Source organism: Sphingobium sp. B12D2B (genome assembly GCF_025961775.1).
GTDB lineage: Bacteria > Pseudomonadota > Alphaproteobacteria > Sphingomonadales > Sphingomonadaceae > Sphingobium.
Map to the genome: position 1 here is coordinate 271,359 of NZ_JAOQOH010000001.1, position 13,497 is coordinate 284,855.

Annotated in this window: 12 protein-coding genes; 8 read left to right on the plus strand and 4 right to left on the minus strand. The window is 65.7% G+C overall.

From position 1 onward, the window contains the following. Positions 1 to 31: 31 nt before the first annotated feature. Both M2335_RS01360 and M2335_RS01365 read right to left on the minus strand, forming a co-directional pair. Positions 32 to 907, minus strand: coding sequence for an LOG family protein (locus M2335_RS01360; RefSeq protein ID WP_264593542.1), 876 nt, complete (start codon positions 905 to 907; stop codon positions 32 to 34). A 44-nt stretch (positions 908 to 951) separates the two neighbouring features. Further along, a complete protein-coding gene (locus tag M2335_RS01365; RefSeq protein WP_264593543.1) occupies positions 952 to 1,620 on the minus strand; it encodes an extensin family protein in 669 nt (222 codons plus the stop codon). Between the two features lie 262 nt (positions 1,621 to 1,882). On the opposite strand from M2335_RS01365, the gene M2335_RS01370 reads away from it, so the two are divergent. From M2335_RS01370 to M2335_RS01385, 4 genes are all read left to right on the plus strand, one after another. Beyond that, on the plus strand, positions 1,883 to 3,031 hold the full coding sequence (locus M2335_RS01370) for a phosphoserine transaminase (protein ID WP_264571655.1): 1,149 nt from the start codon (positions 1,883 to 1,885) through the stop codon (positions 3,029 to 3,031). Positions 3,032 to 3,144: 113 nt separating this feature from the next. After that, positions 3,145 to 4,728 carry a phosphoglycerate dehydrogenase gene (serA, locus tag M2335_RS01375; RefSeq protein ID WP_264571656.1) on the plus strand — a complete coding sequence of 528 codons (1,584 nt, stop codon included), beginning with the start codon at positions 3,145 to 3,147 and terminating at the stop codon, positions 4,726 to 4,728. Positions 4,729 to 4,820: 92 nt separating this feature from the next. Then, the gene (locus tag M2335_RS01380) at positions 4,821 to 5,957 is read left to right on the plus strand and encodes an ATP phosphoribosyltransferase regulatory subunit (protein WP_264573987.1); all 1,137 of its coding nucleotides are present in this window, start codon (positions 4,821 to 4,823) and stop codon (positions 5,955 to 5,957) included. Between the two features lie 98 nt (positions 5,958 to 6,055). Further along, the gene (locus M2335_RS01385) at positions 6,056 to 7,546 is read left to right on the plus strand and encodes a DUF389 domain-containing protein (RefSeq protein ID WP_264593544.1); all 1,491 of its coding nucleotides are present in this window, start codon (positions 6,056 to 6,058) and stop codon (positions 7,544 to 7,546) included. Positions 7,547 to 7,573: 27 nt separating this feature from the next. Here the strand turns inward: M2335_RS01385 and M2335_RS16485 are convergent, their stop codons facing one another. Beyond that, positions 7,574 to 8,689: a DUF924 family protein gene (locus M2335_RS16485; RefSeq protein WP_319801181.1), complete on the minus strand. Its 1,116-nt coding sequence runs from the start codon at positions 8,687 to 8,689 to the stop codon at positions 7,574 to 7,576. A 68-nt stretch (positions 8,690 to 8,757) separates the two neighbouring features. Between M2335_RS16485 and M2335_RS01400 the strand changes: the two genes are divergently transcribed. Both M2335_RS01400 and M2335_RS01405 read left to right on the plus strand, forming a co-directional pair. Further along, positions 8,758 to 9,003 (plus strand): type II toxin-antitoxin system CcdA family antitoxin, encoded by a 246-nt coding sequence (locus M2335_RS01400; protein ID WP_264593545.1) that lies wholly within the window; start codon positions 8,758 to 8,760, stop codon positions 9,001 to 9,003. After that, a complete protein-coding gene (locus M2335_RS01405; RefSeq protein WP_264593546.1) occupies positions 9,003 to 9,251 on the plus strand; it encodes a CcdB family protein in 249 nt (82 codons plus the stop codon). The genes M2335_RS01400 and M2335_RS01405 overlap by 1 nt, the downstream gene beginning before the upstream one ends. A gap of 78 nt (positions 9,252 to 9,329) precedes the next feature. On the opposite strand, the gene tldD is transcribed toward M2335_RS01405, so the two are convergent. Next, positions 9,330 to 10,772, minus strand: a complete 1,443-nt coding sequence (tldD, locus tag M2335_RS01410) for a metalloprotease TldD (RefSeq protein ID WP_264595334.1) — start codon at positions 10,770 to 10,772, stop codon at positions 9,330 to 9,332. 77 nt (positions 10,773 to 10,849) lie between these two features. Here tldD and M2335_RS01415 point away from each other — a divergent pair, with 77 nt between their 5' ends. Then, entirely contained in the window at positions 10,850 to 11,851 is a 1,002-nt protein-coding gene (locus tag M2335_RS01415) for a ligase-associated DNA damage response exonuclease (RefSeq protein WP_264593547.1), read from the plus strand. Next, positions 11,851 to 13,482 (plus strand): cisplatin damage response ATP-dependent DNA ligase, encoded by a 1,632-nt coding sequence (locus M2335_RS01420; protein ID WP_264593548.1) that lies wholly within the window; start codon positions 11,851 to 11,853, stop codon positions 13,480 to 13,482. Before M2335_RS01415 ends, M2335_RS01420 begins: the two co-directional genes overlap by 1 nt. The last annotated feature ends 15 nt before the right edge of the window (positions 13,483 to 13,497 follow it).

Sequence of the window (13,497 nt, forward strand, 5' to 3'; positions counted from 1 at the left end):
TATTATCAGGGGGGCCGAACGGACGCGCGCCTCAGCAGCCCGGCTGGCTATCCGCATAAAAGCTCTCGACCACGGCCCAGCCTTCTTCTGCGGTTTCGACCCAGCTGATCAGATCGAGATCGCGCGGGCTGATCACGCCTTCCTCGGCCAACGCCTCGAAATTCACGACGCGCGTCCAGAAGTCCTTGCCGAACAGCAGGATGGGGATGCGCTTCATCTTGCCGGTCTGCACGAGGGTGAGCAGCTCGAAAAATTCGTCGAACGTGCCGAAACCGCCGGGAAACACTGCCAGCGCGCGGGCGCGCAGGGTGAAGTGCATCTTCCGCAGCGCGAAATAGTGGAACTGGAAGGATAGATCCGGCGTCACATAGCGGTTGGGCGCCTGCTCGTGGGGCAGCACGATGTTGAGCCCGATGGTTTGCGCGCGGACGTCCGCCGCGCCCCGATTGGCCGCCTCCATGATAGAGGGGCCGCCGCCCGAACATACGACGAAGTGATGGCAGCCAGCTTCGTTCGGCGGACATTGCGCCGCGATTCGCGCCAGCTTGCGGGCTTCCTCATAATAACGCGCCTTTTCGGCGAGACGCTCGGCGACTTTCCGGGCGCGCTCGTCGGGCGCGGCATCGATCAGCGCCTGCGCGGCCTCCGGCTCGGGAATGCGTGCCGAGCCATAGAAGACGAAGGTCGAGGCGATCTTTGCTTCATCGAGCAGCAGCTCCGGCTTCATCAATTCAAGCTGGAAGCGGACCGGCCGCAGGTCTTCCCGCAGCAGAAACTCGTTGTCCTGGAAGGCCAGCTTGTAGGATTTGCTTTCCGTCTGCGGGGTGGGGATGATCCGCTTGGCATCGACGGCTTCTTCGCGGGCACGGCGAAACTTGCTTTCGCGCACTGTAGGCTGGTCTGTCATCCAGTGGCGCTAGACGATTTCGGCGGAGAAGAAAACCGGCGGGTTCAGCGGCAAAAACTGCCCCGCCCGCCCATGTCGAAATGGAAATGGTCGCGGTGGGCGCTGTTATAGTCCGGGCCGAGCACGGTGCGGAATCGCTTGCATGCGCTCTGGTGGAGGACCCGCAGGAACTGGGCGTGGGCGCTCTCGCCCTGCCAATCGTTCACTAGGCTGATTCGGCGCCCGTCGGCCAGCACGAAGGCGGAAATGTCCACGGCATTGGCGTGCGCATGTTCGCTGCGCTTGCCGGCGATAGTCCCGCCAGTGCCACGGACATCGCGGCAGGCATAAGTGCCGAAGGTCTCGACGCGCACCACTTCGCTGCGCAGATAGAGTCGCGCGGCGGGGCGCACCGCATATTGCACCCAGGCCGCGAAATTGGCGGCAAGGGGGCAGGTCATCGGCCCCAGATTGGCCACCGGCGTGCCGATTTCCAGCAGGCGGATGGTATCGATTGTCGTGCAGCCGCCGCCGCGATCCTGATTGGGCAGCGGCTCGAAGCGGACCTTCGCGGTCGAGAGGCGCGCGGCGCACATGCGATAGCTCTCGCTGTTCGGCATTGTGCGTTGTGCGGGCGCTGCGGCCACCGGCGCCCTTATACCCGGGCGCGGGCTGGGGCGGTCGGCGCAGGCGGCAAGACTGGTGACCAGCAGCAGGCCGACCAGCCTGCGCATCCCCGCCCTCAATCCGACCGATGACGCCCAATGGACCATAGCGCCGTTTATCACGCATCGCAGCTGAACAAAACCTAGACAGTGCAAGGGGATGCCTCGACCGCCGCGCGCGGTCTGGCGCCTGTCCGCCGAGGCTCCGTTCACCCCGGGCACGGCACGCCGGTCCCGATCTTACATTGACACCTGTCTGCAAATCTCTATGGCCGCCGGCGGGCCACGCGGTCCCAACGCCGCGCGTGCTCTCTGCAAGGAGACGCATACCATGACTGACGTTACGAAGCCGGCGACCACGCCGGCCCGCCCCCATTTCTCGTCCGGCCCCTGCGCCAAGCCGCCCGGCTATGATCCGGCGAAGCTGGCCACCGAAGTGCTCGGACGCTCCCACCGCTCAAAGCTCGGCAAGGATCGCCTCGCTTATTGCATCGCCCTGATGCGCGAGCTGCTGAACCTGCCCGACACGCACCGCATCGGCATCGTGCCCGGCTCCGATACCGGCGCCTTCGAGATGGCAATGTGGACGATGCTGGGCGCTCGCCCCGTTACAACGCTCGCTTGGGAGAGCTTCGGTGAAGGTTGGGTCACCGATGCCGCCAAGCAGCTCAAGCTCGATCCGACGGTGCTGCGCGCCGATTATGGCCAGATCCCCGATCTGAATGCGGTCGACTGGTCGAATGACGTGCTCTTCACCTGGAATGGCACCACCTCGGGCGTGCGCGTTCCCAATGGCGACTGGATCGCCGACGACCGCGAGGGCCTCTCCTTCGCAGACGCCACCAGCGCAGTGTTCGCCTACGACCTGCCGTGGGACAAGATCGACGTGGCGACCTTCTCCTGGCAGAAGGTGCTGGGCGGTGAGGGCGGCCATGGCGTGCTGATCCTCGGCCCGCGTGCCGTCGAACGGCTTGAGCAGTACACGCCGAGCTGGCCGCTGCCTAAGGTGTTCCGCCTGATGTCCAAGGGCAAGCTGGCCGAGGGCGTGTTCAAGGGCGAGACGATCAACACGCCGTCCATGCTGGCGGTCGAAGATGCGATCTTCGCGCTCGAATGGTCCAAGACCATCGGTGGCGCCAAGGGCCTCATCGCCCGCGCGCAGGCCAATGCCGATGCGCTCAATGCCATTGTGGAATCGCGCGACTGGCTCGGGCACCTTGCCGCCGATCCGGCGACCCGCTCGATCACCAGCGTATGCCTCACCGTCGAGGGCGCCGATGCCGACTTCATCAAGAAGATGGCCTCGCTGCTCGAGAAGGCGGATGCCGCTTATGACGTCGCAGGTTATCGCGACGCCCCGGCTGGCCTGCGCATCTGGTGCGGTGCCACGGTCGACACCGCGGACATCGAGGCGCTCGGCCCCTGGCTCGACTGGGCCTATGCCGAGACCAAGGCCGCGCTGAGCGCGACTGCCGCCTGACCCCACTTTCCGGTGCTCCTGTGAAAACAGGAGCCCAGGGCTCAGCAGCACTGCCATCCCGCCCTGGGCCCCTGCTTTCGCAGGGGCACTGTCTCTCTTTGAAGGACAGTAAAATGACCAAGCCCAAAGTTCTCATTTCCGACAAGATGGACCCGCAGGCCGCGCAGATTTTCCGCGAGCGCGGGTGCGAGGTGGACGAGATCACCGGACTGAAGCCCGACGAGCTCAAGGAAATCATTGGCAAATATGATGGTCTGGCGATCCGCTCGGCCACCAAGGTGACCAAGGAGATCATCGACGCCGCGACCAATCTCAAGGTCATTGGCCGCGCCGGCATCGGCGTTGACAATGTCGATATTCCCTATGCCTCGGCCAAGGGCATCGTGGTGATGAACACGCCCTTCGGCAACTCGATCACCACCGCCGAACACGCCATCGCCCTCATGTTCGCCCTCGCGCGCCAGCTGCCGGAGGCCGATGCCTCCACGCAGGCCGGCAAGTGGGAGAAGAACCGCTTCATGGGTGTCGAGGTCACGGGCAAGACGCTTGGCCTGATCGGTGCCGGCAATATCGGCTCCATCGTCGCCAGCCGCGCGCTGGGCCTCAAGATGAAGGTCGTCGCCTTCGATCCGTTCCTGACTCCTGAGCGCGCCATCGAAATGGGTGTGGAAAAGGCAGATCTGGACACGCTGCTGGCCAAGGCGGATTTCATCACGCTGCACACGCCGCTGACCGACCAGACCCGCAACATCCTCTCGGCTGAGAATCTGGCCAAGACCAAGAAGGGCGTCCGCATCATCAACTGTGCGCGCGGCGGCCTGATCGACGAAGCGGCGCTGAAGGCGGGGCTCGACAGCGGCCACATCGGCGGCGCGGCGCTGGACGTGTTCCAGACCGAGCCGGCGACGGACAGCCCGCTGTTCGGCACGCCCAACTTCATCTCGACCCCGCACCTCGGCGCGTCCACCAGCGAAGCGCAGGTGAACGTGGCGCTGCAGGTCGCCGAGCAGCTCAGCGACTATCTGCTGAGCGGCGGCGTCACCAACGCGCTCAACATGCCGAGCCTGTCGGCTGAGGAAGCGCCCAAGCTCAAGCCCTATATGGCGCTGGCCGAGAAGCTGGGCAGCCTGGTCGGCCAGCTTTCGCGCGACGTCATCCCCCGGATCTCGATCCACAGCGAGGGTGCGGCGGCCGAGCTCAATCAGAAGCCGATCGTCTCGGCCGTTCTCGCCGGTTTCCTGCGCACGCAGACGGACACGGTGAACATGGTCAACGCGCCCTTCCTCGCCCGCGAGCGCGGCATCGAGGTGCGCGAGATCAAGACCGAGCGCGAGGGCGACTACAGCACCCTGATCCGCGTCTCGGTGAAGACCTCGCAGGGCGAGCGGTCGGTGGCCGGCACGCTGTTCGGCAACGGCGCGCCGCGTCTGGTCGAGCTGTTCGGCATCAAGGTCGAGGCCGATCTCGATGGCACCATGCTCTACATCGCCAATGTCGATGCGCCGGGCTTCATCGGTGGCGTGGGTGGCATTCTTGGCGAGGCCAAGATCAACATCGGCACCTTCCACCTCGGCCGTCGCGAGGCCGGTGGCGAGGCGATCCTGCTGCTCTCGGTCGACGAGACCGTGCCGCAGACGCTGGTCGACAAGATCTGCGCCCTGCCGAACGTGCACCGGGTCTGCCCGCTCAAGTTCTAAATCACGGCCCGGCCCGGCGTGTCATCACGTCGGGCCGGTCACGCTTGTAATTTATCCTCGCTTGGCGAGCGGAATCGGCTAAATGCCGCGCCATGACTGAAGCCATCGCTCCCGGATTGCTGCCCGAAGGGCTTGCCGATCGTCTGCCGCCCAAGGCGGAGGCCTCCGCCCGCCTTGTGCGCGAAGTGCTCGATACCGTTGCATCGCATGGCTATCGGCGCGTGATGCCGGCCCTGGCCGAGTTTGAGGAAACGCTGGTCGCGCGCCTGCAGTCGGCCCGCGCCGAAGATCTGCTCCGCGCCGTCGATCCGCTCTCCCAGCGCAGCCTGGCGATCCGGCCGGACATGACCGCCCAGATCGGCCGTATCGCCGCCACCCGCATGGCTGCGACCCCGCGTCCGCTGCGCTTGTGCTATGGCGGGCCGGTGATGAAGCTGCGAGCCGACCAGCTGCGGCCCGAGCGCGAGCGGATGCAGGTCGGCGCCGAGATCATCGGCACAGACAGCGTCGCGGCGGCAGTCGAGATCGTCAATGTCGCCATCGAAGCGCTGCAGCGCGCGGGTGTCAGCGGCATCACCATTGACTTCACCTTGCCCGACCTCGTGACGATGCTTGCCGATGGCCCGATGCCGCTTCCCCAGGGCGACGTCGAGGCGGTCCGCGACAGTCTCGACGCGAAGGATGCAGGTTCGCTGGCGGCGCTGGGCGAAGCGGCGCGGCCCTATCTGGCGCTCATTGAAGCGACCGGGCCATTCCACCCCGCCATGGACCGGCTGCAGGCCTTCAACGCGGGGCCAGCCAAAGGCAGGCTGGATAACCTCATTGCGGCGCTGCGGGCGATTGCCAAGCCGATCGGCTGGGACATCACGCTGACGCTGGATCCGACCGAGCGCCACGGTTTTGAATATCAGAGCTGGTTCGGCTTTTCTGTCTTTGCCGAGGGCTTCATCGGCGAGATCGGCCGGGGCGGCAGCTATGCGGTGGCGGGCGCGGACGGCAAGGCTGAGCCGGCCATGGGCTTCTCGCTCTATCCTGATCCGCTCATCGATGCCGGGTTCGGCACCACCGCCGCGCAGCGGGCGTTCTTGCCGATCGGCCATGATGGTGCCCGGGCTGCGGCGCTCCGGGCGGAAGGCTGGGTGACCATCGCCGCGCTGGACGAGGCCGACGACCCGCTGGCGCTGGGTTGCGAAGCGATTCTGGACGGCACCGAGCTTCGGCGATTGTAAGGTCCCGGCTCGCCCGCATGGGCAGCGGACTGGAAACACAGCGATTTTCCCTGCTAGGGCGTCAATGGAATGACGCACGTGGCAGAGGAGCCGATCGCTTGACCAACAAGACCTACGCGGTTTCGCGCAACCCCCTCTGGGTCAGCTGGCGGGAACGCTCGATTGCGACGGTGGATCACGACGCGATCCTGCGGAGGATCGTCGAGGAATCCGGCTGGTCGCCGCGTTATGTCTTCATGACGGTCATATCCGCCGGCATCGCCATTCTCGGGCTGCTGCTGCCGTCCAGTGCGGTCCTCATCGGCGCCATGTTGCTGTCTCCGTTGATGATGCCGATCATCGGCCTGGGCTTTGCGCTTGCAACGCTGGATTTTGCAGAAATGCGCGCGTCCGGCTTCGCGCTGGCGGTCGGCGCGGTGATTGCGATCGCGTTCACCGCGCTGTTCGTCCTGGTTTCACCGGTGCAGACCGTGACGACGGAAATCGCGGCCCGCACGCGGCCCAATCTCTTCGACCTTCTTGTCGCGTTCTTCTCGGCACTCGCGGGCGGCTATGCGCTTATTCGCGGGCGGGGCGAGACGGTCGTCGGCGTCGCCATCGCCATCGCCCTCATGCCGCCGCTGGCCGCCGTCGGCTTCGGCATCGCCACATGGAACTGGACCATCGCGGGTGGTGCTTTCCTGCTATTCATGACCAACACGGTCACGATCACGCTCACGGCCGCATTCATGGCCCGGCTCTACGGCTTTGGCTCCCACCTCACGCCGGCCCATACCCGGCTGCAAAGCATCGTCATGGTCGTCTGCATGACGGCGCTCTCGGTGCCGCTGGCGCTCACCTTGCGACATATCGCCTGGGAGACGTTGGCCGCCCGCCAGGTGCGGGACGTGATCCAGCGCCAGTTCCCTCAGACAGCACGCATCAGCGATCTGGAAACGGATTTCAACCGCCAGCCCATGCGTGTCGTCGCCACCGTGCTCACGCCCACTTATACGAAAGACGCCGAGCGGAACACCGCGACCAGCCTGCGCGACGCGCTGCAGCGGGATCTGGATGTCACCATCGACCAGATCCAGGTGGGGGCGGGCAATAGCGAGGCGGCTCAGGTGGCCGCCGCCCAATCTCGCGAGCGCACGCAGAGCCTTGAGCGCTTTGCGACGACGGCGGTGGACCGACTGGCCCTCGTCGCGGGCGTGTCCAGCGATGCGGTGCTGGTGGACCGGGGCCGGCGCCAGGCCACGGTCGCAGCCGAGCCGTTCACCGGCGCGTCGCTCGATCTCTACCGCCAGCTGGAACGGCGCGCATCCGCCGGCCTCGATGGCTGGACGCTGGTGCTGACGCCACCGCCCGCCCCGCTGCCGGTCATCGGCTTTTCGGGCGAGGCATTGACCCAGCAGGGCGCCGCCGATCTCGATCTGGCCGTGTGGGCGGCGCGGCGGGTGCCATTGGGCATCACCATTACGGGGCAGGCCACACGCGCCGAGATGGTGCGCGAGATCCTGCGCGCCCAACAAATTCCGGACCAGCGCCTGCTGATCGCGCCCAATGGCGATACAGATGTCCGCCTGAACTGGCGCCTGCCGGATTGATGCCGATCCGCTGCGAGCGGCGGTGGGTTACCAGTCGCTGCCCTCCGCCACCGCCTCTTGCTCCTCGGGCCGGGTTTCCCGTCCGAGCGCCGAATTGCGATGCGGGAAGCGGCCGAAGCGGGCGATGATCTCGCGGTGGGCCTTGGCGAATTTCAGATTGTGCTCGAAGCCCGGCTCGCTGAACAACGCGACGCACAAGTCCTGATCGGCCAGATCCTCGCTGTGCATGAACGGCATGTAGAAGAAGGCGCGGGCGCCCTCGACGAATGCTTTGTCGAAGCCACGCTCCAATGCCGTCCGGGCGATCTCGCGGGCGAGCGGATCGGTCGCGAAGGCGCGAGCCTCGCCCCGGAACATGTTGCGCGGAAACTGGTCGAACAGAATGAGCGCCGCCAGCGCCGTGTCGGCATCGGCCATGAACATATCGGCAGGCTTGTCGCGCTGCGCTTCCCAGAGCGAACGGAAGAGATGCGTCAGTCGAACATCCTCTTCCTCGCTTGAATCGAACCAGCCATCCGGGCCGATCTCATTGAGCCAATGGTTGAGCACGGCGGGCACCCAATCGGGGTCGACATGCACCTGCACTGGTCTGCGCTCCGGGAAATGGTCCTGCACGCGCACCGGCAGGCCATCGATACTTTGCGTCCGGGTTGAGATGCGCGCCAGCCGTTCCGGCGTTTCGTTCTGCTCATGATAGCGAGAGAGGGTGTCGCGATCCTTCTCGTGCCGCATGAAGGGCACGCCCCAGCCGCAGCTTTCCTGCACGCTCTCCACCGCGATCATGAAAATCTGCCTTGTGCCGGGAAGAATTGTGAAGGGGCGGGAGGCGAAATCCCATTCATCATCCTGAGGCAGCACTGCCTTGCCGCGCCCATAGAGTCGCAGGATCAGCGGGGGCTGGTCGAACGCACAGAACATGATGGTGATGCGCCCGTCCGATGCGAGATGGGCCTGCGTCTCGTTGCCCGATCCGCCGACATCCAGATAGCCGACCAGGTTGGGCCCCAGCACGCGGAAGCTGTCCATGCCCTTGGGACTGAGGTTGATCCGCGCGCCGTCTGCAGCGGTGGCGACAAAGAAGACCGGCTGTTTCTCGATGAAGCTGCGTTGCTTGTCGGAAATGGCAGTGAAGAATTCAGACATGGGGCCTCAGGTCTTGCTGGTCGGATGCGCACATTGACGCGCATGGATCATGCGCATAGCTTGCGCATATGAAGCTTGATCCTATCGCCTCCGGCAAGCGCAAGCCAGTCAATCTCTCGCTCGATGCTGGCGTGGTGGAAGCCGCGCGGGAGGCCGGGATCAATCTCTCCCAGACTTGCGAAGCAGCCCTGCGCGCGGCGGCGAAGGCAGAGCGCGAGCGGCGCTGGCAGGAGGAGAATCGCGGCGCCATTGAGGAGTGGAACGCCTGGGTGGCGGAGCACGGCCTGCCGCTGGCGAAATATCGCCAATTCTGATGGCGCAGTTCGATGTCTATCGCGTCGCGGGCGGCGCGCTCGTCGTCGACTGTCAAACCGACTCACTATCGCACTTCGCCACGCGGGTCGTTGTTCCGCTCGTGCGCAGCACAGACGCGCCCTCGCCGGCATCGCGGCTTCATCCCGTCGTGGAATTTGACAGCACGGCTTATGTCCTTGCCACACATCTTCTGACGGCCGTGCCGCTTCCCGACCTTCAACAGCGCGCCGGCTCCCTCGCGCAGTAGGAATACCGGATCAAGAACGCGCTCGACATGCTGTTGACCGGGGTGTGAGGGCGCCGTCTGGTCGTTCCGACTGGCGCCTCAGCCCCCGGTGCCGCCGACCGTCAGCCCTTCGAGCAGCAGCGTCGGCTGGCCCACGCCCGCGGGCACGCCCTGACCCGCCTTGCCGCACATGCCGATGCCTTCATCAAGTGCGAGGTCGTTGCCGATGCCGACGATGCGGTGCAGCGCGGCGGGGCCATCGCCGATCAGCGTTGCACCCTTGATGGGGTCGCCGATCCTGCCATTCTCCACCTTGTACGCCTCGGTGCAGGAGAAGACAAACTTGCCCGAGACGATGTCCACCTGCCCACCGCCAAAGCTGCGCGCGAAGATGCCGGTCTTCACGCGGCTGAGCAGCTCGGCGGGATCGTCGTTGCCCGCGCGCGCATAAGTGTTGGTCATGCGCGGCATCGGCGCATGGGCGTAGCTTTCGCGCCTGCCGTTGCCCGTGGGTGCCACGCCCATCAGCCGCGCATTGAGCCGGTCCTGCATGTAGCCGCGCAGAATGCCGTCTTCGATCAGCACATTCTCCTGCGTCGGGGTGCCCTCATCATCGATGCTGAGCGACCCGCGTCGCGCGTCCATCGCGCCATTGTCGACCACCGTCACGCCCGGCGCCGCCACGCGCTCGCCGATCTTGCCCGAGAAGGCGCTGGTGCCCTTGCGGTTGAAATCGCCCTCCAGGCCATGGCCGACGGCCTCATGCAGCATCACGCCCGGCCAGCCAGGACCAAGCAGCACGGTCATCTCGCCCACCGGCGCGGGCATTGAGCGGAGGTTGACCTGCGCCTGTTTAAGCGCCTCGTCGATCGCGCGCTGCCAGGTCGCCTCCTCGAACAGGGAATCGTAGAGATAGCGCCCGCCAATGCCAAAATAGCCGGTTTCGCGCCGCCCATTCTCTTCCATGATGATCGAGACGCTGAGGCGGACGAGGGGACGCACGTCGGTCGCCACGAAGCCGTCCGGCCGCACGATCTCAACGACCGACCAACTACCGGCCAGCACCGCAGAGACCTGCACCACGCGCGGATCGCGGGCCCGCGCCGCGGCGTCAATCTTGGCCATCAGGTCCACTTTCTGCGCGAAGGGGACGAGATCGAGCGGGTTGGCGTCGGTATAAAGATGCCGGTTGGTGCGCTGAGGCGGCGTTGTCATCGGCTCACGCGCCGGGTCGAGCAGCTGGAGCGTCTGCGCTGCCTTGCGGATCGCCCGCTCGCTGATGTCATTGGCGTGCGCGAAGCCGGTCATCTCGCCGGAGACGCCGCGCAGGCCAAATCCGGCATCGGTGGAATAATCCGCTGTCTTCAGCCGCCCATCATCGAAGCCGAAGCTCTCGGTCGCGACATATTGCAAGTAAAGCTCGCCATCTTCGCAGCCGGTCAGCGCCTCGGCGGTGAGCCGACGGGCGCTATCCGGGTCGAGAGACCCATCGCGATACAGGAAGGAACGCACGTCTGTGGTCTGGGGAGCAGCATCTGTCATGGCCATGATATAGGTCCTTTGGGGCACATCGCAAAGCCGCGCTGGAACCGGGACGTGCCGGTCGCCATTTAGAGGCCATGGCCGACTTCTCCTGGATTCGCGCGGAGGCGCATGGGCTGCATGTCGTGCCGGCCAAGGCGTGGGTTGATCCGGCCGATCCGGTGGAGACAGCCCTCGTCACGCATGGCCATGCCGATCATGCCCGGGGCGGCCATGGCCGCTGCATCGCGACGCCGGAGACGCTGGCCATCATGGACCTGCGTTACGGTCCGCCCGGTGCCGCGCAACCGGTGGCCTATGGCGAGACGATCAGCCTGCCGGGGAGCGTGCAGGCGACATTCCTGCCGGCTGGGCATGTGCTCGGGTCCGCGCAGATCCTGTTTGAACATGCCGGCGAGCGGGTGATCGTCACTGGCGATTACAAGCGCCGGGCCGATCCGACCTGTCCGCCCTTTGAGGTCACGCCCTGCGATGTCTTCATCACCGAAGCCACCTTCGGCCTGCCGGTCTTCCGTCACCCGCCCATTGGCGAGGAGATCGGCAAGCTGCTCAAGGCGCGCGAGGCCAATCCGGATCGCTGCATCCTTGTAGGCGCCTATGCGCTGGGCAAGGCGCAGCGCGTCATCGCCGAGCTGCGCCGGGAAGGCTATGCCGCGCCGATCTATCTGCACGGCGCGCTGGAGCGGATGTGCCGGCTGTATGAAGAGCTGGGCGTCGATCTTGGCGAGCTGAGATTGATCGCCGGAATGCCCAAGGGTGCGCTGGCCGGGCAGATCATCCTGTGTCCGCCCTCGGCCCTCAACGATCGCTGGAGCCGTCGCCTGCCCGATCCGGTCACGGCCATGGCAAGCGGCTGGATGCGAGTGCGACAGCGTGCGCGGCAGCGCAATGTCGAGCTGCCCCTGGTGATCTCGGACCATGCCGACTGGGCGGAACTGACGACCACGATCGCGGAGGTGAATCCGGCGCAGACCTGGATCACTCATGGCCGGGAAGATGCGTTGCTGCGCTGGTGCGAGCTGCATCAGCGCCGTGCCCGCGCGCTCGCCCTTGTCGGCTATGAGGATGAGGACGACTGATGGAGGCCTTCGCCGCCCTGCTGGATGCGCTCGTCTACACCCGCTCGCGCAACGGCAAGCTTGCCCTTATCGCCGCCTATCTGCGCGAGACGCCCGATCCGGACCGGGGCTGGGCGCTGGCTGCGTTGACGGACGGCCTCGATTTTCCGGCGGTGAAGGCCGGCACGATCCGCGCCTTGCTGATGGATCGCGTCGATCCGGTTCTGTTCAAGCTCAGCCGCGATTTTGTCGGGGATACGGCGGAGACGGCAAGCCTGCTCTGGCCGGATAATCCCGCTGCGCTCAATCCGCCGAGCCTGAGCGAAACGGTGGCCGCACTGTCCGCCATGACCCGCCAGTCCGTGGCGCCTGCGTTGGCGCAGCTGATGGACCGGCTCGATGTGAATGGCCGCTACGCGCTCATCAAGATGGCGACGGGGGCGATGCGCATCGGCATTTCGGCGCGGCTCGCCAAGGTCGCCTTCGCGCAGGCGTTCGATGTGCCGGTGGACGATGTCGAGGAATATTGGCACGGCCAGACGCCGCCCTATGGCGCGCTATTCGATTGGGCCGCCAAGGGTGGCCCTCCGCCGCGCGTCGACCATATCCCCACCTTCCGTCCCTTCATGCTGGCGCATCCGCTGGAGGATGATGTCATCGCGCGCGAAACGCTCGATATGGCCGACTATGGCGCCGAGTGGAAATGGGACGGCATCCGCGTGCAGATCGTCCATGTGCCTGAGGAGGATGGCGCCGGGCCGGGCGGGGACACGCGGCTCTTCTCACGCACCGGGGACGACATCACCGCCAGCTTCCCGGATATCGCGGCGGCATTTCGCGAGCCCGGCGTGCTCGATGGCGAACTGCTGGTCCGGGGCAGCCATCAGGGTGGCGAAGAAGGCGGCGCGGCGAGCTTCAACGCCTTGCAGCAGCGGCTGGGGCGCAAGACTGTCTCTAAGGCGATGCTCACCGATTTTCCCGCCTTCGTCCGCCTCTACGATGTCTTGCTCTCCGACGGCGAGGATCATCGCGCGTTGAGCTGGGAGCAGCGCCGCGCCGTGCTGGAGGCGCTGATGCCCCGGCTCGACTCCGCCCGCTTCGACATTTCGCCGCTGATCGAGGCTGCAAGCCTTGCCGATCTTGCCGCCATTCGCGAACGCGCACGCGATGATGCCATCGAGGGCGTGATGCTCAAGCGGCGGGATAGCCCTTATGTGGCCGGCCGCCGCACGGGCTTGTGGTACAAGTGGAAGCGCGATCCCCTGTTCGCCGATTGCGTGCTGATGTATGCCCAGCGCGGCAGCGGCAAGCGCTCCTCCTTCTATAGCGATTTCACTTTCGGCTGCTGGGATGGCGATCCCGATGCCGGCGCGGAGCTGCTGCCTGTCGGCAAGGCTTATTTCGGCTTTACCGACGAGGAGCTGAAGTGGCTCGATTCCCACGTCCGTCGCCACACCGTCAATCGCTTCGGACCGGTGCGGGAGACGGATAAGAGTCTTGTTTTTGAGGTGGCGTTCGATTCGATCCACGAAAGCAAGCGCCACAAATCCGGCCTCGCCATGCGCTTCCCGCGCATCAGCCGCATCCGCAATGACAAGCCCGCCCATGAGGCCGACCGGATCGAAAGCTTGCGGGCGATGATCTCCGGCTAAGGGAGTCGGAACGGC